This window comes from Streptomyces sp. NPDC037421 (assembly GCF_055602105.1).
Genome location: NZ_JBVJWV010000007.1, coordinates 256,078 through 277,409, shown reverse-complemented (window position 1 = coordinate 277,409; position 21,332 = coordinate 256,078). Strand labels below are relative to the sequence as shown.

Sequence of the window (21,332 nt, the reverse complement as noted above, 5' to 3'; positions counted from 1 at the left end):
AAGGGCGTCGATGGCGATCGCCAAGGCCGAGCGGCTGATGAACCTGGCGCTGTGCCTGCTGGGGACGCGCCGTCCCCTCAGCAAGCGTGAGCTGCGCGGTTCCATCGAGGCCTACCTCGAAGCAGGGAACGACGAGTCCTTCAACCGGATGTTCGAGCGCGACAAGGACGATCTGCGCGAACTCGGTCTGGTGATCGAGACCGTGGAGAACCTGGAGGGCGAGACCGGCTACCTGGCCCGCCGGGACAGCAACCGGCTGCCGCCCGTCTCCCTCGACGCCGAGGAGGCCGCCGCCCTGGGGCTGGCGGCCAAGGTGTGGCAGCAGGCCCGCCTGGCCGGGGCGGCCAGCGGCGCGCTGCAGAAGCTCCGTGCGGGCGGGATGCCGGAGGCCGGTGATCCGTACGAGGGCCAGCACAGCGCCATCGAGCCGCGGATCCCCGTCCACGAGGCGGCCTTCGAGCCCTTGATGCTGGCCTGCCGCGACCGGCGGCCGGTGGTCTTCGAGTACCGCAAGTCCAACGCGGCCCGCCCCGAGCCGCGCCAGGTGGAGCCGTGGGCCCTGGAGTGCTGGCGGGGCCACTGGTACCTGGCCGGCTACGACCGCGACCGCGGGGCGGAGCGGGTCTTCCGGCTCTCCCGGATCACCGGCAAGGTCCGCTCCCGGGCCGGGAAGTACACCGCGGACGTACCGGACGTGGTGACCGTGCGCGAGACCGTGGCGGCCTGGGCCGGCGAGGGCGCCCAGCGTTCGGCGCTGATCCGGCTGCGCTCCGGGGCGGGCTACCCGCTGCGGGCCAAGGCCACCGCCGTGCGCGAGGGCGGCGACGGCTGGGACGAGCTGGAGATCCCCTACGGGCACGGGCTGGACGCCTGGCTCGTGGAGTTCGGCCCGGACGTGGTCGTGGTGGGGCCGGCCGACCTGCGGGCCGACGTGGTGGACCGGCTGCGCGCCGTCGCCCAGGGCTGAACCCGAACAACAACAGCAGCAACGCCCTGAGGGGGAGACGTAGCAGCATGGCCGCCAACGCCATCGACCAGACCCGCCGGATGCTGTCCCTGGTGACCTACCTGCGCGAGCGCCCGGGCGCGCACGTCGCGGACGTCGCCCGCGCCTTCGGGATCACCGAGGACGAGCTGATCTCGGACCTCGACGTGCTGCCCATGTGCGGCACCAGCTTCCGCGGCGGGGACCTGCTGGACATCGACACCGACGGCGACCGCATCTGGTGGCACAACGCCGACGCCTCGGGGGAGTCCACCGCCGAGCCGCTGCGGCTCGCCGCCGACGAGGCCACCTCCCTGCTGGTCGCCGCCCGGGCGGTCGCGACCCTGCCGGGGCTGCGCGAGAGCGACCGGGACGCGCTGCTGCGGGCCACCGCCAAGCTGGAGGCCGCCGCCGGCGAGGCCGCCGGGGCCAGCTCCCGGCTGTCGGTGACCTTCGAGTCCGAGGGCGGGGTCTTCGCCGACGTCGACCGGGCCATCTCCGAGCGGCGCCGGCTCTGGCTGCGCTACTACTCGCCGGCCCGCGACGAGCTCACCGAGCGCACCGTCGACCCGATCCGGCTCTTCGCGGTCGGGCACACGTACCTGGAGGGGTGGTGCCACCTCTCCGAGGCCCGGCGCACCTTCCGGCTCGACCGGGTCGCGGAGATCCGGCTGCTCGACGAGCGGGCCGAGCCGCCCGCCATCGAGCCCCGGGACCTGTCCGAAGGGCTGGTGCAGCCGGCCGCCGAGGACCCGGAGGTGGTGGTCGAGGTGGGCCCCGGCGGGCGCTGGGTCGCCGAGTACTACCCGCACGACAGCGCCGAGGAGCTGGCCGGCGGCGGGCTGCGGATCACGCTGCGCAGCCCCGATCCGGCCTCGCTGCGCCGGCTCGCGCTGCGCCTGGGCCGCGACGGGCGGATCGTGTCGCCGCCGGAGCTGGCGGACAGCGCCCGGAAGGCGGCTGGAGAAGCACTCGCGGGGTACGGGGAACAGGTCTAGAGGGAGCGGGGAGCGATGTCGCGATCAGCAGGTCTCGTACCGGTCACGTTCAAGGCGGCCTGTCCCGAGTGCCGGGCGCGCTTCGAGCTCGCGGCGGACGCGCTGCGCCTGGCGATCGGCGGCAGCCGGCGCACCACCTTCTACTCCTTCACCTGCCCCGAGTGCGCGGCGGCCGTCCGCAAACCGGCCGGTGAGCGCATCGTGGAGCTGCTGACGGGCGGGGGAGTGAGCACCCTGCGCAGCGTGTGAGGGCGGGGCGCTAGGCTCTTGGCATGCTGTGGCCGATGCTCGCGATCGCCCTGGGATTCCTCGGGCTCGCCGTCCTGTCCGTCCTCGCCCTGCGGGTCTTCCTGGAGGTGCGGCGGCTGTCCGGGCAGGTCGCGCTGGCCAGCCGCCGCATCACGGAGGCCTCGGGCGACCTGGAACGGGCCGCCGCCGACCTCGCCCGGGCCGGGCGGGCGGCGGCTCCGTAGCGGTGGCGCCACGAGCACGTAGTCCTCTGGATATGGAAACCGCGGAGCCGGACCCGTACCGTCGGTGCGGCAGGCAATCGTGGAGACCCCCGGGGATTGCCGGGCGTTAACCCGCGGGGGTTACGATCCATGTCAGAGCGGTACCGGATCTTTGTCCGTTATCGCCAGGCCACCACAAACCAGCCGTTTCGGTGAGTAAGGAAGACACACATGATCGGCAATCTGAAGCCCCTTGAGATCCTTCTGATCATCGCTGTCATCGTTCTGCTGTTCGGCGCCAAGAAGCTCCCCGAGATGGCCCGCTCGCTCGGCAAGTCGGCCCGCATCCTCAAGAGCGAGGCCAAGGCGATGAAGAAGGACGGCGAGGCCGAGGCCGACGCCGCCGCTCCCGCCGCCGACCAGGCCGCGCAGCAGCCCGTGGCCCCGCGCACCATCCAGGCCGCGCCCGGTGACGTCACCAGCGCCCGGCCCGTGAACGAGACGAACCGCACCACCCAGGGCTGACGCGCGGCGGTCGCCCGTCACGACAGTCATCTGCAACGAGACAAGGGACGTGGGTTGCTCAAGTCTGCCCGCAAGCAGGGGAAACAAGACCGGCAGGCGAAGGACGCCGAAGGGCGGATGCCGCTGGTCGAGCACCTGCGTGAGCTGAGGAACCGGCTGCTGAAGTCGGTTCTGGCGATCATCGTGGTCACGGTCGTCGCGGCCTACTTCTACCGGCCGATCATCGACTTCCTGCTGGAGCCGATGCTGTCGTCCGTGGGCTGCACCAACGGCGCCACGCACCAGCGCAACGGCGCCCCCTGCGCCGAGATGACCACCAACGGCCTGACCGCGCCCTTCTCCATCGCGCTGAAGGTCGGCCTGTCCGCGGGCATCGTGCTGTCCGCCCCGGTCTGGCTGTACCAGCTGTGGGCCTTCGCCGCCCCCGGCCTGCACCGCAACGAGAAGAAGTACGCGCTGAGCTTCGTCGCCGTCGGCGCGCCCCTCTTCATCGCCGGCGCGGTCCTCGCGTACAAGATCCTGCCGCAGACGGCGGAGATCCTCCTCGGCTTCACCCCCGACCACGTCAAGAACCTGCTCCCGGTCGACGACTACCTCGACCTGGTCACGCGCATGGTCGTGGTCTTCGGCCTCGCCTTCGAGCTGCCGCTGATGCTGGTGCTGCTGAACTTCACCGGAGTCCTCACCGCGAAGCGGCTGGGCAGCTGGTGGCGCGCCATGGTGCTCGGCATCACGGTGTTCGCCGCGTTCGCGACGCCCACCGGTGACCCGGTGACCATGCTGACGCTGGCCGCCCCGATCGTGGCCCTGTACTTCATCGCCCTCGGCATCTGCCTGCTGAACGACCGCAGGCGCCGGCGCAACGACCCCGACGCCGGGCTTGACGACGACGAGGCCTCCGAGCTGGACCTGACCCCGGCCCCGATCGGTGCGACGGAAGCGGCCCCGTCCGCCTCCGCAGTGCCCGGCCAGGACGACGGCGGACGCCGCCAGATCAACGGTTACGACGACGCCACCTGACAGGTAGATTCCGGTGGGTGAGCGCTGAGATCACCCTCTTCGTCAATCCCACCGCGGGACGCGGCCGGGGCGCGCACGCCGCGCAGCCGGCCGCTTCCGCGCTCCGGGCGGCCGGGTTCTCCGTACGGACCGTCGTCGGCGCCGACGCCGCCGACGCCCTGGCCCGGCTGCGCGCCGCCGTCCGCGAGGGCACCGGAGCGGTGATCGCGGTGGGCGGCGACGGGATGGTCTCCCTCGCCCTCCAGGCCCTCGCCGGGACGCTGGTCCCGCTCGGGGTGGTGGCGGTCGGCACCGGCAACGACTTCGCCCGCTCGCTCGGGCTGCCCGTGCGCGACCCCGCCGGGGCCGGGCGGCTGGCCGCCGAGGCCCTCAAGGAGAGCCGGATCCGGGAGATCGACCTCGGCCGGGCCGCCGGCACCTGGTACGGCACCGTGCTCTGCTCCGGCTTCGACTCGCGGGTCAACGACCGCGGCAACCGGACCCGGCTGCCCCTGGGCCGCTTCAAGTACGACCTGGCCATCGCCCTGGAGCTGGCCGCCTTCCGGCCCTTCCCGTACCGGATCACCCTCGACGACGGCCCGGTCATCGAGACGGAGGCCACCCTCGTCGCCGTCGGCAACGGCACCTCGTACGGGGGCGGCATGCGCATATGCGCCGAGGCCGTGCCCGACGACGGGCTCTTCGACGTCACCGTGGTCGGCGACTGCGGGCGCGCCACCCTGCTCAAGGTCTTCCCGCAGGTCTACCGGGGGACGCACCTGTCCCACCCCAAGGTCACCGTCCACCGCGCCGCCAAGGTCACCCTCGAAGCCCCGGACCTGACCGCCTACGCCGACGGGGAGCCGCTGGGGCCCCTCCCGGTGACCGCCGAGTGCGTCCCGGGGGCGGTCCGGCTCCTCACTTAAATGATCGCGACTGTTGTCAGAGGCGGCGGGTAGGCTCGAAGACAAGATGACCGAAGAACTCTCACCCGCCGAGCGGTACGCCGCTGCCCGGATCCGCGCCGCCGAAGAGGCCTCCGCCCTGGCCCCCTTCCGCGAGATGTACGAATTCGACCTGGACCCGTACCAGATCGAGGCCTGTAAGGCACTGGAGGCCGGCAAGGGCGTCCTGGTGGCCGCCCCGACCGGCTCGGGCAAGACCATCGTGGGCGAGTTCGCCGTGCACCTCGCCCTCCAGCAGGGCCGCAAGTGCTTCTACACGACGCCCATCAAGGCCCTGTCCAACCAGAAGTACGCCGACCTCGTCAAGCGCTACGGCGCCGCCAAGGTGGGCCTGCTGACCGGCGACAACAGCGTCAACGGCGACGCCCCCGTGGTCGTGATGACCACCGAGGTGCTCCGCAACATGCTCTACGCGGGCTCCCAGGCGCTCAGCGGCCTCGGATACGTGGTGATGGACGAGGTGCACTACCTCTCCGACCGGTTCCGCGGCGCCGTCTGGGAGGAAGTGATCATCCACCTCCCCGCGTCGGTGACCCTCGTCTCGCTGTCCGCGACCGTCTCCAACGCCGAGGAGTTCGGCGACTGGCTCGACACCGTCCGCGGCGACACCGAGGTCATCGTCTCCGAGGAGCGGCCCGTACCGCTGTGGCAGCACGTGATGGCCGGCCGGCGGATCTACGACCTCTTCGAGGAGGAGTCCGACCACGGAGGCCGCGGCTCCGCCCGCCGCGAGGTCAACCCCGACCTGCTGCGCATGGCCCGCGAGGAGAACAGCCGCGGCTACAGCCCCAAGGACCGGCGGCGCGGCAAGATGGTCCGCGAGGCCGACCGCGAGCGCGAGCGCCGCTCCCGCAGCCGGATCTGGACCCCGGGCCGCCCCGAGGTGATCGCGCGCCTGGACAACGACGACCTGCTGCCCGCCATCAACTTCATCTTCAGCCGGGCCGGCTGCGAGGCCGCCGTCCAGCAGTGCCTGTACGCGGGCCTGCGGCTCAACGACGACACCGCGCGCCTGAAGGTCCGTGAGATCGTCGAGGAGCGGACCGCGTCCATCCCCGCCGAGGACCTGCACGTCCTGGGCTACTACGAGTGGCTCGAAGGCCTGGAGCGGGGCATCGCCGCGCACCACGCGGGCATGCTGCCCACCTTCAAGGAGGTCGTCGAGGAGCTGTTCGTACGCGGCCTCGTCAAGGCCGTCTTCGCCACCGAGACCCTCGCGCTCGGCATCAACATGCCCGCGCGCACGGTCATCCTGGAGAAGCTCGTCAAGTGGAACGGCGAGCAGCACGCCGACATCACCCCCGGCGAGTACACGCAGCTCACCGGCCGGGCCGGGCGGCGCGGCATCGACGTCGAGGGCCACGCGGTGGTGCTGTGGCAGCGCGGCATGGACCCGGTGCAGCTCGCCGGGCTCGCCGGCACCCGCACCTATCCGCTGCGCTCCAGCTTCAAGCCCTCGTACAACATGGCCGTCAACCTGGTCTCCCAGTTCGGCCGGCACCGCTCCCGCGAACTGCTGGAGACCTCCTTCGCGCAGTTCCAGGCCGACCGCTCGGTCGTCGGGATCTCCCGGCAGGTCCAGCGCAACGAGGAGGGTCTGGACGGCTACCGGGAGGGCATGACCTGCCACCTCGGGGACTTCGAGGAGTACGCGCGGCTGCGCCGCGACCTCAAGGACCGCGAGACCGAGCTCGCCAAGCAGGGCGCGGCCCAGCGCCGGGCCCAGGCGGCCAGTTCGCTGGAGAAGCTCAAGCCGGGCGACGTCATCCACGTGCCGACGGGCAAGTTCGCAGGGCTCGCGCTGGTCCTGGACCCGGGCGTGCCGGGCGGACGGAGCAACGGGCACCGTGGGTACGAGTACCACGAGGGCCCGCGCCCGCTGGTGCTCACCGCCGAACGGCAGGTCAAGCGGCTCGCCGCGATCGACTTCCCGGTCCCGGTCGAGGCCGTCGACCGGATGCGGATCCCCAAGACCTTCAACCCACGCTCCCCGCAGTCCCGCAGGGACCTGGCGACGGCGCTGCGCAACAAGGCCGGCCACATCGACCCGCAGCGGCACCGGCCGGGCCGGGCCGCCGCGGCCGACGACCGCGAGATCGCCCGGCTGCGCGCCGAACTGCGGGCGCACCCCTGCCACGGCTGCGACGAGCGCGAGGACCACGCCCGCTGGGCGGAGCGCTACCACCGGCTCAAGCGGGACACGCAGCAGCTGGAGCGGCGCATCGAGGGCCGGACGAACACCATCGCCCGCACCTTCGACCGGATCCACGCGCTGCTCACCGAGCTGGACTACCTGCGCGAGGACGAGGTCACCGTGCACGGCAAGCGCCTGGCCCGGCTCTACGGCGAGCTGGACCTGCTGGCCTCGGAGTGTCTGCGCGAGGGCGTCTGGGAAGGCCTGAACCCCGCCGAACTGGCGGCCTGCGTCTCGGCGTTGGTCTTCGAGGCGCGGCAGTCCGACGACGCGGCCCCGCCCAAGGTGCCGAACGGCGCGGCGAAGACGGCGCTGGGCGAGATGGTCCGCATCTGGGGCCGGCTCGACGCGCTGGAGGAGGAGCACCGCATCAACCAGGCGGAGGGCGTGGGCCAGCGCGAGCCGGACCTCGGCTTCGCGTGGGCGGCCTACCAGTGGGCCTCCGACAAGAGCCTGGACGAGGTGCTCCGCGAGGCGGAGATGCCGGCCGGCGACTTCGTGCGCTGGTGCAAGCAGGTCATCGACGTCCTCGGGCAGATCGCGCAGGCGGCCCCGGCCTCCACGGCCCCGCCCTCCTCGGCGGGCGGGAGCACGGTGGCACGGAACGCGCGCAAGGCCGTCGACGCCCTCTTGCGGGGCGTAGTGGCCTACAGCTCGGTCGGCTAGGCGCTTTTGGGGCTTCGTCCGAAGCCCCTGATGGCCGGATCTCATCTCTTGCCATGATCGTTTCAGCGTGTCCTGTGCGACGATCGGCGTATGAGCGGGGGAACGGGCGAAGGTCCGAGACGGGTCGGTCGGCCGCGCGCCGACCAGCTGAGACCGGACAGCGGCCGGCCGCCGCGCGAGGAACTCCTCTGCGCGGCGGCCGAACTGTTCACCGTCCGCGGGTACGCGGCCACCACCACCCGGGCCGTGGCCGAACGGGCCGGAATGCGCCAGGCCACGATGTACCACTACTTCGGCGGCAAGGAGGAACTCCTCGCCGAACTCCTGGAGTCCACGGTCGCGCCCTCGCTGGCGCTCTCCCGCCGGCTGCTGGCCGACACCGGCCGGCCCGCCGCCCTGAGGCTGTGGGAACTGTGCCGCGCGGAAGTGCTGCTGCTGTGCGGGGGCCCGTACGACCTGGGAGCCCTCTACCTGCTGCCCGAGCTGAGGGGGCCGCGGCTGGCGGGGTTCCGGCGGATGCGCGGCGAACTGCGCGACGGCTACCGGGCGTTGCTCGCCGACACCCCGGCCGGCGCCGAACTGGCCCGGGACCGGGGCGGGCTGGCCCTGCGCAACGACCTGGTCTTCGGCCTGATCGAGGGCGTCGTGCTGGTCCGCCGCTCCGATCCGGAGCGGCCGGTCGCGGCCTTCGCTGAGGCCGCCGCCGACGCCGCCCTGCGGATCGCGGGGCTCACGCCGCCGGTCCCGCCTCCCAGCCCGCGCGGTCCCGCCACGCCTGGAGGGTGAGCCCGGTCTCCAGCCGGTGCCGGGCGCCGGTGACCGGGTCGGTGAAGGCCAGGGTCCGGGCCAGCAGCTGGAGCGGGCGCCGGTAGTCCGCCGGATCCGCCGCCCGGGCCACCACCGGGTAGACGGGGTCGCCCAGGATGGGCAGGCCCAGGGAGTTCATGTGCACCCGCAGCTGGTGGGTGCGCCCGGTGTGCGGGGTCAGCCGGTAGCGGCCCAGCCCGTCCCGGACCCCGGTGAGTTCGACCAGGCTCTCGGCGTTCGGCTCGGCGCCGGGCACCTCGACCGCCGCCATCACCCCGCGGGTCTTCTCGATGTGGCTGCGGACCAGCCGGGGCAGCTCCAGCGAAGGATCGTGCGGCGCGAGGGCCTCGTACTCCTTGCGCACCCGCCGCTGCTGGAACAGCAGCTGGTAGGCGCCGCGGTCCTCGGGCCGGATGCTGAACATCACCAGCCCGGCCGTCATCCGGTCCAGGCGGTGCGCGGGGCTCAGCGCCGGCAGGTCCAGCTCCCGGCGCAGCCGGGCCAGGGCGGTCTCGGTGACGTGGGTGCCGCGCGGGGTGGTCGCCAGGAAGTGCGGCTTGTCCACCACCAGGAGGTGCCGGTCGCGGTGGACCACGCGGATCGGGAAGGGGACGGGCGGCTCGGGCGGCATGTCCCGGTGGAACCAGAGCCAGCCGCCCGGCTCGTACGGGTCCTCGTGCCGCAGCACCCGACCGCCCTCGCCCAGCACCCGGCCGTCGGCGAGCAGCCGGGCCATGGACTCGGAGCCGCGCGTGCCGGCGTACCGCTCGGTCAGGTAGGCGCCGAGCGTCGGCCACCGGCCCTCGTGGTCGGGGGGCAGCCGCATCCGGACCGGGTCGATACCGGCCTGCTGGGGGAGGGGCGCGGGCGGGATGTGGGATCTGCGGGTCATCGGGACCAGGGTAGGCGGCTACCGCCGGGCGAACGTGCCGAGGTGGTTCTGGTCGAGGTACTCGACGCGGACCGAGCCGTCGGAGAAGAACACGCCGGTGCGGCCGACGGCGTTCTCGCCGGTGGTCTCGAAGCTGAAGGTGTCGCCGTCGTAGTGCGCCAGGGGGAAGCGCAGGGGCTTCGGTCCGAGGGAGAGGACGAGGCCCTTGCCGGCGGGGTCCGCGGTGACGGTGAGGGGGCCGTAGTACGGGTTGTCGTACGTGCCGGTGTAGGAGCTGTCGGCGCGGGCGGGCTTCGCGCCGGCCGGGGGGCGGGCGTAGTCGGTGTCGGACCGGAGCGCGGCGTCCAGCTGCTGGTAGGTGGCGGCGATGATCGCCAGCCAGTCGGCGGTCGGCTTGCCGTGCTCGGCGATGTCGAAGAAGTCCAGGGCGACGGAGTCCGCCAGGCCCACGGGCGCACCGTTGGTCAGGACGACGATGCCGAGGCGCTCCAGCGGGACCATCGTGACGTTGGTGTTGGCGCCGAGCTCGAAGCCCCCGGAGTGGCTCAGGCGCAGCCGGCCCGCGTCGTCGTAGTTGACGTTCCAGCCGAGCCCGTAGAACTGCGGGGTGCCGCGGGGGGTCTGGGCCTGGGAGACGATCTCGGGGACGCGGGTGCGGTCGAGGGCGTCGGCGGGGATGACGCGCTTGCCGTCGAGGGTGCCGGTGTTCAGCTGGAGCCGCAGCCAGCGGGCCATGTCGCGGGCGGTGGAACTGGCCCCGCCGGCCGGGGTCTGGGCATCGGCGTCGCGGACGTAGCGGGGGCTCCAGGTGCCGTCGGGGTTCTTCACGTGGCCGGACGCCCGGTCGGGGGCCTTGGCGTAGGCGGAGAACTCGGTACTGGTGCGGGTCATCCCGGCGGGCTTGAAGAGGGTGTCCTCGCTGAGCTTCTGCCAGCTCACGCCGTGGTCGCGGGCGACGGCCTCGGCGGCGGCGGTGAGCCCGAAGTTGGTGTACGCGTAGCTCGAGCGGAAGGGGGTCAGCGGCTCTTCGCGCAGGTGGCCGAGGATGTACGTCCGGTCGTAGCCGAGGTCCTCCAGGAGGTCCCCGGCGTGGTCGGGGAGGCCGCTGCGGTGCGAGAACAGGTCGGCGGGGGTGACGTGCGAGGTGACCCAGGGGTCCTTGAGGGAGAAGCCGGGGAGGGAGCCGGCGAGGGGCTCGTCCCAGTCACCGGGGTCGGCCAGGGCGCCGGCGACGACGGTGGAGGCGACGGGCTTGGAGACGGAGGCCAGCTGGAAGACGGTGTCGGGGCCGACCTTGGCGGTGTCGCCGGTGCGGCGGAGACCGAAGCCCTTGAGGTAGACCACCTCGTCGTCGTGGACGACGGCCACGGAGACGCCCGGGACACCGGTGCGGCGCATGCCGTCGGCGACGGTGGCGTCGAGCCGGGCCACCGCGGTGGCGACAGCGGCGTCGGAGAGCCGGGGCCCGGGCGGCGGCGGGGGAGCGGGTCCCGCCGGTGCCCCGGCCGGGGCACCGGCGGAGGCCAGCAGCACCGCGGCCCCGACGAGTCCGGCTGCGCGGAGCGTACGCATGCACCCATTGTGCGCCCGGGCTTCTCGACGCGCCGCTCGCGGCCGAGCCGTGCGAGCGGCGCGTGGGGAAGGAAGGGATCAGGCGGCGGCCGGGGTGCGGCGGTCCTGTTCGGCTTCGACGGTGGCGTTCCAGTCGCGCTTGATCGCGCGCCAGCCCTCGTCCGTCTCGCCCAGGCGCCAGTACCCCGAGATCGACAGCCGATCGCGCGCGACGCCCCGGTCCAGGCGGAGGTGGCGGCGGAGTTCCTTCACGAAGCCCGCCTCGCCGTGGACGAAGGCGTGGACGTCCGAGGAGGGGAAGTGCAGGGAGGTGACCGCTTCCAGCAGGGCCGCGCCCACCGGGCGGTCGCCGCGGTGCAGCCACACCGGGGTGATGCCGTCCGGGGTGCGGATGTCCTGCTCGTCCGCCGGGCCGTCGATCTCGATGAAGGCGTGCACCACCGCGCCCGCCGGCATCCGCTCCATCGACGCCGCGATCCCGGGCAGCGCGCTCTCGTCGCCGGCGAGGAGGTGCCAGCCCGCCCGGGGGTCGGGGGAGTAGCCGCCGCCGGGGCCGAGGAAGTGGACGAGTTCGCCGGGCTGGACGCGGGCGGCCCAGGGGCCGGCCAGGCCCTCGTCGCCGTGGACCACGAAGTCGAGCGTCAGTTCCAGCCGGGCCGGGTCCCAGGCCCGGACGGTGTACGCGCGCTGGCGGGGCCAGGCCTCGCGGTGGTGCGTCGCGCGGATGACGTCCATGTCCCACGGCTCGGCGTACCGCACGCCCTCGGGTGCGAAGAGGAGTTTCACGTAGTGGTCCGAGTACGCGCCCACGCCGAAACCGGCCAGCCCGTCGCCGCCCAGTACGAGGCGGACCATGTGCGGCGTCAGTCGTTCGGTGCGTACGACGACTGCGGTGCCGACGGTGCGGGCGCGTCCTTCTGCCACGGTGTCTCCCCTTACGCCTTACGAAGCTTAGGATTACCTAACTTAGCACCTCATGAGCGCAGCGCGCTGCTCAGGCGTGAGATCGCTCCTCCCAGACCCCACCGATGGGCGAGCGCGTCGACCATTTCGGGGCGGGCGGGGGACTGGGGGAGGGCCGGGTCGAAGGCCGGCAGCGGGACGTCCGAGGCCACCTGGACGACCTTCGGGGCGACGGCGAGGTACGGGCGGGACTCGTCCAGGCGCCTGCGCTGGGTGGGGGTCAGCTTCGACTTCGGGTCGCCGACCGCCGCGATGATCCCGGCCAGGTCCCCGTACGCGTCCAGCAGCTTGGCCGCCGTCTTCTCGCCGATGCCCGGCACGCCCGGCAGGCCGTCGCTCGGGTCACCGCGCAGCAGCGCGAGGTCCGCGTACCCGGGGCCGTCCACCCCGTACTTCTCGCGCAGCCACGCCTCGTCGGTCACCTGGAGGCTCCCCACGCCCTTGAGCGGGTACAGCACCCGGCGCTGCCGGGCGTCGTCCACCAGCTGGTAGAGGTCCCGGTCACCGGTGACGATGTCCACCGGCCCGGTGGCGCGCGCGGTGAGGGTGCCGATCACGTCGTCCGCCTCGTACCCGGCGACCCCCACCCGGGCGATGCCGAACGCGTCCAGCGCCGCCTCGATGATCGGCACCTGCGGGGCCAGGGTGTCCGGGGTCTCCTCCACGTCCGGGCCGGTCTCCGTCTCCTCCGCGACCCGGTGCGCCTTGTAGGAGGGGATCAGCTCCACCCGCCAGTGCGGCCGCCAGTCGGCGTCCATGCAGGCCACCAGGTCGTCCGGGCGGTGGTCCTGCACCAGCCGCCCGATGAAGTCGAGCAGACCGCGCACGGCGTTGACGGGCGTGCCGTCGGGGGCCTTCACGGAGTCCGGCACGCCGAAGTAGGCGCGGTAGTAGAGGGAGGCGGTGTCCAGGAGCATCAGGCGTCGTGTCGTCACGCAGACGATGATGCCGCACCGCCGACGGCGCGCCCGGGGTCACCCCGGGTGACCTGATCATCACTCAAACAGTTCGCCCGGCGCGCGCGTTCGCGAACCCTCGCGGAGGGTGTGGATCACCGGCAGGGCGCTCCGCCCGTCCGGCCGTGCCCGTCCCCCGTCCTGTGAGGGTTCCGCATGCCCCGTCGCGGAGTCGCCCGCGCCCTCGTCGCGAGCACCGTGCTGTCCCTGCTCCCCGCCGGCTCCGCCGCGGCCCACGACGGGCCCCCGGATCCGGCCGCGCCCGCCCGGCAGACCCCCGGCGAGCTGCGCGAGCGGGTCCGCCGGGAGGTCTCGCCGGCGGAGTCGCGCGGCCTGGGCCCCGAGCACGCCGAGGCGCACGCCCGTACCCGCCTCGCGATGCGCGACGAGGCCGACCGCCCGGACGCCGCCAGGGCGGCCCGCCTCAAGTCCCTGACGGAGTCTCAAGCCAGGGCGAACGCGGGCTTCCGCCCGGCCGTGTACGGCGCGTTCACGGAGTACTTCGACTCCCCGGACTTCGGCGCGCACACCGCCCTGCTGCCCACCGGCAAGGTGCTGCTGTTCTCCTTCGAGCACACCGGCGCCGGCCGCGCCTTCCTCTGGGACCCCGCGAAGGGCACCGGGGCCGGGTCGTTCACGAAGGTCACCCCGCCCCCGACCGGCCTCTTCTTCCGCACCGGCCACTCCCTCCTGCCCAGCGGCCGGCTCGGCGTCTTCGGCGGCACCGCCGGGAGCGGGCTCTCGCTGGTCTTCGACCCGTGGACCGAGACCTGGAGCCGCGAGCAGGAGGCGGCCACCGCCCGCCGGACGGCCTTCCCGGGCGGGGCCGGGCCGCTGTGGGGGACCAGGGCCCCGGCGGTGGAACGCTTCCCCGTGCTCGGGCACCCCGTCGCGGCCGCCGGCCCCTCGTACGCGCCCGCCGCCGGCCGCCCCGGCGACAACACCGTCCTGATGCCGGACGGGACCCTGCTCACCGCGAGCGGCGCCTACGACATCCACGACTACGCGAGCGGCCTGCTCAGCCCCGCACCCGATCTGAGGTACCGCCAGCTGGAGCTGCGCGACACCAAGGGCGGCTGGCGGCTCGGTCCGGTGCAGCGGCTGCCCCGCGGTCACCACTCCAGCGCCCTGGTCCTGCCCGACGGCCGCGTCGTGATCACCGGCGACGAACTCCAGCAGACCGCCCACGACGCGGACCTCCGGGACGGCATGCACGGCACCATCGAGATCTACGAGCCCGCCTACCTGCACCAGGGGCCCCGGCCCGAGCTCGACGAGGTGCCGGCCGTGCCCCTCGCCCCCGGGGACCGCTTCCTGGTGCGCACCGGCACCCCGGACCGGGTACGGCGAGCCGTGCTGCTGGCCCCGGCCGGCGCCCCGCACGCCGCCGGCGCCGGCCGCAGGCAGGCCGAACTGCGCATCGAGCGGAGGGAGGGCGGACTCCTCACCCTCCAGGCCCCGCCGCCGTCCGCGTACGCGGCCCCCGGCCACCACATGCTCTTCCTCCTCGACGCGAGGGGCGTGCCCAGCGTCGCGCGCTGGATCCGGCTGACCTGACCTGACCCGACCTGACCTGACCTGACCCGACCCGACCCGACCCGACCCGACCCGCCGACCCGTCACCCCCCGACCCGATCCGACCACCGCCCCTCCCGCCCTCCTCCGCCCCACACCCAGGAGACCCGATGGACGACGTGCAGCCCCTCACCCCCGCCCGCAGAACCGTCATCCGGGCCGGGGCGGCGGCCGCCGCCGCGCTCGCCGTGTGCCCGTACGCCGCGGGCGGGGCGACGGCGGCGCCGGCGGCGACGGCAGCGCCGGGGACGGCGGCCCGGCCCGCCCCGGCCCCCGCCCAGTCCGCCGCCCTGCCCCTGCGCGCCGACCGCACCACACAGGGCGACATCCTCGCGGGCTCCCGCAAGGACCACGCCTGTCTGCTGCTCCTGCACTTCCACGACGCCGCGCGGGCCCGGACCTGGCTGGGCCGGCTGCTGCCGGACATCTCCACCACCGAGGAGATGGCCCGCTTCAACGCCGCCTTCAGCGCGGCCCGGCTCAAGGCGGGCGGCGCCGACCCGGCCGGGCTCTCCGCCCAGTGGACCGGGCTGTCCCTGACCCACGCCGGACTGCGCCTGCTCGCCGGTCGCGAGCCCTTCCCGGCCCTGCCCCCCGGCAGCACCGCCGAGGCGTTCGCGCAGGGACCCGCCGAGCGCGCGGAGGAGCTCGGCGACACCGGCGACAGCGCCCCCGGCTCCTGGCTGTTCGGCGCCGAGGAGCCCGAACGCGCCGTGCACGCCGTACTCAGCCTCTCCGCGGACGACCCCGCCCGGCTCGCCGCCGCGGTCGCCCGCCACAAGAAGGCCCTCGGCCCGGCCGGCGGCGAGGTCGTCTTCCGGCAGAACGCCGGCAAGCTCCCCGGGGCGCTGAAGGGGCACGAGCACTTCGGCTTCTCCGACGGCATCAGCCAGCCCGGCGTACGCGGCTTCCACGCCCCCGACCCGGCCGACGCGACCACCGTGAAGGGCAGGCCCGGGACCCGGCTGGTGCCGCCCGGGGAGTTCCTCGTGGGACAGGAGAAGGCCGGGCGGCGGCCCGCCGGACTGCCCGCCTGGGCCACCGGGGGCTCCTTCCAGGTGGTCCGCCGGCTCGCCCAGGACGTCCCCGGCTGGTGGGCCCAGGCACGGGAGCGGCTGGCCGAACTGAAGAAGGCCGGGGCCGCGCCGCCGGAGGCCACCGCGACCTGGGTCGCCGCCCGCCTGGTCGGCCGCTGGCCCGGCGGCACCCCCGTCGCGGGCTGCCCGCTCGCCGAGCAGCCCGCCCCCCTCGGCACGGACCCGGACGCCGCCCTGAAGTACGCGGGCGACCCCGACGGCTGGCACACCCCGCTGTTCGCGCACATCCGCAAGGGCAACCCGCGCGACGGCCTCGTCACCGTCCCGGGCCGGCCCCCGCTGGCCGCCGCCGACCTGGACGGACGGCGGATCATCCGGCGCGGCATCCCGTACGGCCCCGCCTACGACTTCGACCGCCCCGCCCACGAGCAGAAGGCCCCGCGCGGCCTGGTGTTCGTCGGCTACCAGGCCGACCTCGTGCAGCAGTTCGAGTTCCTCACCAAGCGGTGGATCAACGACCTCGACTTCCCGCCCGCCCGCAACCCCCGCGTGGGAGCCGACCCGGTCCTCGGCCCGGAATCCCCCGTCACCTTCGAGACCGAGTCCGCGACCGGCAGCCGCGCCACCACCCTGGGCTTCGGCCGGTTCGTCCGCACCGAGGGCGCCCTCTACGCCTTCACGCCCTCACTGCCCACCCTGCGCGCCCTGGCCGAAGGCGAGCTCGACCGCTCCGTGGAGGTCCACCGCGGCACCGTCCTGCGCGCCGGCGACGTCCTCGACGCGGGCAGCGTACGCCTGGCCCTCCAGACCGACGGGGACCTCGTCCTGCTCGACTCCGGCGGCACCCGCCTGTGGAGCGCGGGCACCGAGGGCACCGGGAACGAGGCCGTCTTCTCCGCCGACGGCGACCTGGGCGTACGCACCGCCGCGGGCGTGAACCTGTGGAGCAGCGGCACCGCGGGCCACCCCGGCGCCCGGCTGCTGGTCCGCCCCGCCGGTGACGTGGTGGTCCTCGACGGCGACCGTGCGCTGTGGCGCGCCGGCGGGGGCCACGTAGGGTGACCGGGGAACCACGGGAATCCACCGGGTCGCGGCCCGGTGGGCTCTTGCGCGCGAATCCGGGGGCGGTTGCTGCGTAAGGTGCTTACAGCACACCGATGTGCGACGAGGACAGGGGAGGGCAGCCCCGACATGAACGGCAAGGAAGACGGAAGCATCGCGGACGCCACGGACGGCAGGGAGTACGCGCCCGCGCGGGCGGGCGCGACCGACGCCAACGACAAGGAGAAGGACTCCAAGGAGCCGCTGCGGGTGGGCGTCGCCGTGCGCAAACGTCGCCGCGCGCTGCACCTGACCCTCGCCGCCGTATCGGCGCGCAGCGGACTGTCCGTCCCCTTCCTGAGCCAGATAGAGAACGAGCGCGCCCGCCCCAGCATGCGTTCGCTGGAGCGGGTCGCGGACGCGCTGGAGACCACGGCCGTGGAGCTGCTGGCCGCCTCCGACACGGCGCGCACCGTGGACCTCGTACGGGCCGGCGACGAGTCCGGGTTCACCCCGGTGATGGGCGTACGCCCCCTCGTGCGCGGCCACCACCAGCTGCACGCGCTGGAGTTCACCGGCGACCAGGACGCCGGCCGCGAGTACCAGCACCGCAACGACGAGCTGATGTACGTGGTCTCCGGCGCCTGCCAGGTGGAGGCCGAGGGGCGGGCGTACCGGCTGGAGAGCGGGGACGCGCTGTTCCTGTCGGGCGGGGTGCGCCACCGCTGGCGGGCGGTCAGCGAGGACACCCGGCTGCTGGTCGTCGCCGTCGGAGACCACATCCACGCCACCTCCGAGCCGCCCTCGCCGGGGCGCTGATCCGGTGCGCGTCGTCTCGCTCGTGCCGTCCCTGACCGAGGCGGTGGCCGTCAGCGCGCCCGGCGTGCTGGCGGGGGTCACCGACTGGTGCACGCACCCGGCCGGCCTCGGGGGCGCGGTGCGGATCGGGGGGACGAAGAACCCGGACGTACGCGCGGTCGTGGAACTGCGCCCCGACCTGGTGATCGCCAACGAGGAGGAGAACCGGGCCCCCGACCTGGAGGCGCTGCGCGCGGCCGGGGTGGAGGTGCTGGTCACGGAGATCCGGGACCTGCCGCAGGCGCTGGCCGAGCTGGACCGGGTGCTGGTGGGGGCGCTGGGGCTGGAGCGGCCCGAGTGGCTGGACCGGGCCGAGGCGGCCTGGGCCGCGGTGGAACCCGTCGGTGACCTCACCGCCTTCGTGCCGATCTGGCGGCGGCCCTGGATGGTGCTCGGCCGCGACACCTTCGCGGGCGACCTGCTCGCCCGGCTCGGGGTGCGCAACGCCTACGCCGGTCACCCCGATCGGTACCCGAAGGTGCCGGTGGCGGAGCTCGCCGCGAGCGGCTGCGACCTGGTGGTGCTCCCGGACGAGCCGTACGCCTTCACCGCCGACGACGGCCCGGAGGCCTTCCCGGGCCTGCCCGCCGCACTCGTCAGCGGCCGCCACCTGACCTGGTACGGGCCCTCCCTGGCGGAGGCCCCCCGGGTGCTGGCGGCGGCCGTTGCGGCGGTCACCCCCTAGGTCCTGTCCGGGCGATCTTCGTGGATCAGGCCGCGGGGTCTGGTGCGGTGCATCGCAAGGCGGAGGAGCGCAGCTCGTACTCGGCCGTACTCGCGCGCTCCGACAACGCGGCGAGGTGCCGTGCCGGACGTCGCGGGCCCGCGAAGATCGCCCGGACAGGGCCTAGGCGGCGGGGAGCAGGCGGCCGGCGAACAGGCCGCGCAGGGTGTGGACGGCGGCGAGCAGCCAGGCGGTCAGCAGCCCCAGGAACAGGGCGGCGGCCAGCCAGGAGAAGGCGTCCAGTCCGGTGTGGCGGGCCAGGCCGGCGGCGCCGGTGACGCAGGTGCCGACGGGGAAGGTCAGCGCCCACCAGGTCATCGCGAAACCCATGCCGCCGCGGGCGGCCCGGACCAGCATCGACGCGGCGAGGGCCAGCCACAGCAGGGCGAAGCCCATCACGGGGACCCCGTAGACCACGGCGAAGGCGCCGAGGGCACCGGCGTAGGGGGCGTCGATGGCGCCGGGGGCCACGTCGGCCAGCTGGTTCACGGCGGTGGTGGACTGGCCGAGGGGGCCGAGGACCAGGAACAGGGTCGGGGTCAGCGCCAGGGGCAGGGGCCCGCTCACGATCAGCCGGCCGAAGACCAGGGGGAGCAGCAGCAGGGTGGCCAGCAGGCTGATGCCGAACATGGCGTAGCAGGCCAGCAGCAGCCCCTCGCGGGCCTGGCCGGCGGGCAGGTGGGGGACCAGCAGGGGTCCGACGGCGGCGGAGACCATGGGGGAGACCACGGGCAGCAGCCACACGGGGGTGGCCTGGGAGGCCTCCACCTTGTGCCGCACCACCATCAGGTAGGGCACCACCACGGCCATGACCAGGCCGATCACGGTGCCGGCGGTGAAGAGCACGGCGTCGACGGCTATGGCGGCGGAGGTCCCGATCAGGTCCTTGCCGACGATCAGGGTGCCGCCGCCGACGGCCAGCAGGGCCATCGCGAGGCAGCCGTAGAAGGGGGCGACGGCGGGGTCGAGGAGGTGGGCGCGGGCCTGGTCGCGGTGGTGCCTCCAGTGCCCGGCGCGGGCGGTCAGCAGCACGGCGAGGGCCGCGGCGGACAGCGCCCAGACGAGCTGGCAGGCCACGCGCTGACCGGGGAGCTGGTACGGGAGGGTCGCGCCGGCGTTGGCGATGATCGCCGTGCCCATGACGGAGGCGTACCAGTTCGGGGCGAGGTGGCGCAGCCGCGGGACCTTGTGGGTCCGCAGGACGGGTGCGGCGGTGGTGCGGGGGCGCAGGACGGTGGTGGCCATGGGTCCAGCGTCCCGGCGGGGCGGGCCGTACGGCAGAGGCCACATGTCTATGAGGCCATAAACTGATGTTATGGGTAACGAGGAGTCGGTCCCGCTCGCGCACCGCGTGCCGGACCTGGGCGCGCTGGAACTGCTGCTCACGGTGGCCCGGGTCGGCAGCCTGAGCGGGGCCGCACGGCGGCTGGGCATCACGCAGCCGGCGGCGAGCAGCCGCATCCGCGCCATGGAGGCGCGGCTCGGGGTGGCGCTGGTGGACCGCTCGCCGCGCGGCTCGACGCTGACGGCGGAGGGCGCGCTCGTCACCGACTGGGCGCGGCGGGTGGTGGAGGCGGCCGAGGCCTTCGACGCGGGCGCGCAGGCGCTGCGGGGCCGGCGGGACTCGCGGCTGCGGGTGGCGGCCAGCATGACCATCGCCGAGTACCTGCTGCCCGGGTGGCTGATCGCCCTGCGCGGGGAGCGGCCCGACACCGCGGTGTCCCTGCACGCCGGGAACTCCGCCGACGTCGCCCAGCGGGTCCTGGCGCACGAGGCCGACCTCGGCTTCGTGGAGGGGCTGAGCGTCCCGGACGGGCTGGACTCGGCCGTCATCGCGCAGGACCGCCTGGTGGTGGCGGTGGCCCCGACGCACCCGTGGGCGCGCCGCTCGAAGGGGGTGGATCCGGCGGAGCTGGCCCGCAGCCCGCTGATCCTGCGGGAACGGGGCTCGGGTACGCGGCAGGTCCTGGACGCCGCGCTCGCCGGTTGCGGGGGGCTGGCCCAGCCGCTGCTGGAGCTGGCCTCCACGACCGCCGTCAAGGCGGCGGCGCTGAGCGGGGCCGGGCCGTGCGTCCTGTCGGAGCTGGCGCTGGTGGACGAGCTGGCGGCCCGCCGCCTGGTTTCGGTCCCCGTGCCGGGCGCCGCCCTGGCCCGCGCCCTGCGTGCCGTCTGGCCGACGGGCACCCGCCCGGCGGGGCCGGCCCGTGACCTGCTGTCGCTGACCCGGAGGCGCTGAGGGCTGTCCGGCGGGGCAGGGCGTGGCCCGGCTCAGGTCCGGGCCCGGAGGGCCTTCGTCAGCAGCCCGCCCGCGACGATCAGGGCCACGCCCAGCCACCACACGTTGCCGTCGAAGACCAGCACCGCGATGCCGACCGGCACCAGCAGCCCCGCCAGCGGCAGCAGCATCGAGGCCCCGCCCGGTGCCGCCTCGCCGCGCGCGCGGGCGCGGACGACGTCCGGGTACCAGACGGTGAACCGCAGGGCGGCGACGATCGCCAGGACCTGGATGATCCAGCCGGTCCAGATGTTGTCGGGGTTGTGCAGCACCAGGTCCCCGTAGCCGCCCGCGAGGGCCGCCACCAGGAAGGCCAGGCCCCACACACCGGTGATCACGTAGTTGGTGCGGAGGAAGGCCGGCGCGTGCCACAGCGCGGGGTCGACCTGCTCGCGGGCGTACTGGAGGGTGAAGGGCATCCGGACCGCCATGGAGCCGAAGGCGATCACCGTCAGGGTGAGGTTCGCGATCTCCCCGGCGTACGTCTCCAGCCAGCGCAGCGTGCCGTCGCTCGCCAGGGCGCCGATGACGGCGAGGGCGGCGAAGAACACCACGTCGGCCACCTCCAGCAGCTTCCAGGAGCTGCCGCGGTGCACCAGCCGGCCCAGGACGACCAGGGCGAGGGCCGCCCCCAGGGCGGTCCCCACCGCGATCTCGAACCGTCCCCGTCCGACCAGCAGGGAGAAGACGATCCACGGCGCCATCCCGACGACCGGGTTCCCCAGGAACCCGGACACCGGACCGGTGGCCGTGCCGTAGCCTTCCGCGCGCACCCTCCCAGCGTGCGCGCCGCCCGCCGGCGGGGCCATTCGTGCCCGCGGGCCGCACGACGGGGATCCGTGCGGCCC

General features: G+C 74.2%; 20 protein-coding genes. 14 read left to right on the top strand and 6 right to left on the bottom strand.

The window, feature by feature from the left end; all coding sequences use genetic code 11:
- Nucleotides 1-10: 10 nt before the first annotated feature.
- The 9 genes from ACZ7IF_RS14080 to ACZ7IF_RS14040 all read left to right on the top strand — a co-directional run bounded on the left by ACZ7IF_RS14080 (nucleotide 11) and on the right by ACZ7IF_RS14040 (nucleotide 8,570).
- Entirely contained in the window at nucleotides 11-967 is a 957-nt protein-coding gene (locus tag ACZ7IF_RS14080; protein WP_470969188.1) for a helix-turn-helix transcriptional regulator, read from the top strand.
- Between the two features lie 47 nt (nucleotides 968-1,014).
- Nucleotides 1,015-1,983, top strand: a complete 969-nt coding sequence (locus ACZ7IF_RS14075) for a helix-turn-helix transcriptional regulator (RefSeq protein ID WP_470969182.1) — start codon at nucleotides 1,015-1,017, stop codon at nucleotides 1,981-1,983.
- Nucleotides 1,984-1,998: 15 nt separating this feature from the next.
- On the top strand, nucleotides 1,999-2,232 hold the full coding sequence (locus ACZ7IF_RS14070; RefSeq protein ID WP_388945279.1) for a CpXC domain-containing protein: 234 nt from the start codon (nucleotides 1,999-2,001) through the stop codon (nucleotides 2,230-2,232).
- A gap of 23 nt (nucleotides 2,233-2,255) precedes the next feature.
- Nucleotides 2,256-2,456, top strand: coding sequence for a hypothetical protein (locus ACZ7IF_RS14065; protein WP_362472120.1), 201 nt, complete (start codon nucleotides 2,256-2,258; stop codon nucleotides 2,454-2,456).
- Between the two features lie 210 nt (nucleotides 2,457-2,666).
- Nucleotides 2,667-2,960, top strand: coding sequence for a Sec-independent protein translocase subunit TatA (gene tatA, locus ACZ7IF_RS14060; protein ID WP_470969173.1), 294 nt, complete (start codon nucleotides 2,667-2,669; stop codon nucleotides 2,958-2,960).
- Between the two features lie 54 nt (nucleotides 2,961-3,014).
- Nucleotides 3,015-3,980: a twin-arginine translocase subunit TatC gene (gene tatC / locus ACZ7IF_RS14055; RefSeq protein ID WP_470969167.1), complete on the top strand. Its 966-nt coding sequence runs from the start codon at nucleotides 3,015-3,017 to the stop codon at nucleotides 3,978-3,980.
- Nucleotides 3,981-3,997: 17 nt separating this feature from the next.
- Entirely contained in the window at nucleotides 3,998-4,885 is an 888-nt protein-coding gene (locus tag ACZ7IF_RS14050) for a diacylglycerol kinase (protein ID WP_470969162.1), read from the top strand.
- A 46-nt stretch (nucleotides 4,886-4,931) separates the two neighbouring features.
- Nucleotides 4,932-7,784: a DEAD/DEAH box helicase gene (locus ACZ7IF_RS14045; protein ID WP_470969156.1), complete on the top strand. Its 2,853-nt coding sequence runs from the start codon at nucleotides 4,932-4,934 to the stop codon at nucleotides 7,782-7,784.
- A gap of 90 nt (nucleotides 7,785-7,874) precedes the next feature.
- A complete protein-coding gene (locus tag ACZ7IF_RS14040; RefSeq protein WP_470969149.1) occupies nucleotides 7,875-8,570 on the top strand; it encodes a TetR/AcrR family transcriptional regulator in 696 nt (231 codons plus the stop codon).
- On the opposite strand, the gene ACZ7IF_RS14035 is transcribed toward ACZ7IF_RS14040, so the two are convergent.
- The 4 genes from ACZ7IF_RS14035 to ACZ7IF_RS14020 all read right to left on the bottom strand — a co-directional run bounded on the left by ACZ7IF_RS14035 (nucleotide 8,515) and on the right by ACZ7IF_RS14020 (nucleotide 12,935).
- Nucleotides 8,515-9,483, bottom strand: a complete 969-nt coding sequence (locus ACZ7IF_RS14035; RefSeq protein WP_470969142.1) for a pseudouridine synthase — start codon at nucleotides 9,481-9,483, stop codon at nucleotides 8,515-8,517. The two genes, ACZ7IF_RS14040 and ACZ7IF_RS14035, sit on opposite strands and share 56 nt — an antisense overlap.
- A gap of 18 nt (nucleotides 9,484-9,501) precedes the next feature.
- Complete coding sequence (locus ACZ7IF_RS14030) at nucleotides 9,502-11,055, bottom strand: serine hydrolase (protein WP_470969138.1); 1,554 nt, start codon at nucleotides 11,053-11,055, stop codon at nucleotides 9,502-9,504.
- Between the two features lie 78 nt (nucleotides 11,056-11,133).
- A complete protein-coding gene (locus tag ACZ7IF_RS14025) occupies nucleotides 11,134-11,979 on the bottom strand; it encodes a siderophore-interacting protein (RefSeq protein WP_470969133.1) in 846 nt (281 codons plus the stop codon).
- A gap of 50 nt (nucleotides 11,980-12,029) precedes the next feature.
- On the bottom strand, nucleotides 12,030-12,935 hold the full coding sequence (locus ACZ7IF_RS14020; protein WP_470969332.1) for a 5'-3' exonuclease: 906 nt from the start codon (nucleotides 12,933-12,935) through the stop codon (nucleotides 12,030-12,032).
- A gap of 195 nt (nucleotides 12,936-13,130) precedes the next feature.
- Between ACZ7IF_RS14020 and ACZ7IF_RS14015 the strand changes: the two genes are divergently transcribed.
- The 4 genes from ACZ7IF_RS14015 (at nucleotide 13,131) to ACZ7IF_RS14000 (ending at nucleotide 18,170) form a co-directional block, all read left to right on the top strand.
- Entirely contained in the window at nucleotides 13,131-14,531 is a 1,401-nt protein-coding gene (locus tag ACZ7IF_RS14015) for a galactose oxidase-like domain-containing protein (RefSeq protein ID WP_470969124.1), read from the top strand.
- 128 nt (nucleotides 14,532-14,659) lie between these two features.
- Complete coding sequence (locus ACZ7IF_RS14010) at nucleotides 14,660-16,648, top strand: Dyp-type peroxidase (RefSeq protein WP_470969118.1); 1,989 nt, start codon at nucleotides 14,660-14,662, stop codon at nucleotides 16,646-16,648.
- Nucleotides 16,649-16,897: 249 nt separating this feature from the next.
- Entirely contained in the window at nucleotides 16,898-17,446 is a 549-nt protein-coding gene (locus ACZ7IF_RS14005) for a helix-turn-helix domain-containing protein (RefSeq protein WP_470969327.1), read from the top strand.
- A 4-nt stretch (nucleotides 17,447-17,450) separates the two neighbouring features.
- Nucleotides 17,451-18,170 (top strand): helical backbone metal receptor, encoded by a 720-nt coding sequence (locus ACZ7IF_RS14000; protein WP_470969113.1) that lies wholly within the window; start codon nucleotides 17,451-17,453, stop codon nucleotides 18,168-18,170.
- Between the two features lie 162 nt (nucleotides 18,171-18,332).
- Here the strand turns inward: ACZ7IF_RS14000 and ACZ7IF_RS13995 are convergent, their stop codons facing one another.
- A complete protein-coding gene (locus ACZ7IF_RS13995) occupies nucleotides 18,333-19,454 on the bottom strand; it encodes a TDT family transporter (RefSeq protein ID WP_470969108.1) in 1,122 nt (373 codons plus the stop codon).
- 70 nt (nucleotides 19,455-19,524) lie between these two features.
- Here ACZ7IF_RS13995 and ACZ7IF_RS13990 point away from each other — a divergent pair, with 70 nt between their 5' ends.
- A complete protein-coding gene (locus tag ACZ7IF_RS13990) occupies nucleotides 19,525-20,445 on the top strand; it encodes a LysR family transcriptional regulator (RefSeq protein WP_470969101.1) in 921 nt (306 codons plus the stop codon).
- A 32-nt stretch (nucleotides 20,446-20,477) separates the two neighbouring features.
- Here ACZ7IF_RS13990 and ACZ7IF_RS13985 read toward each other — a convergent pair whose 3' ends face one another.
- Nucleotides 20,478-21,257 carry a hypothetical protein gene (locus ACZ7IF_RS13985; RefSeq protein ID WP_470969096.1) on the bottom strand — a complete coding sequence of 260 codons (780 nt, stop codon included), beginning with the start codon at nucleotides 21,255-21,257 and terminating at the stop codon, nucleotides 20,478-20,480.
- Between the last annotated feature and the right edge of the window lie 75 nt (nucleotides 21,258-21,332).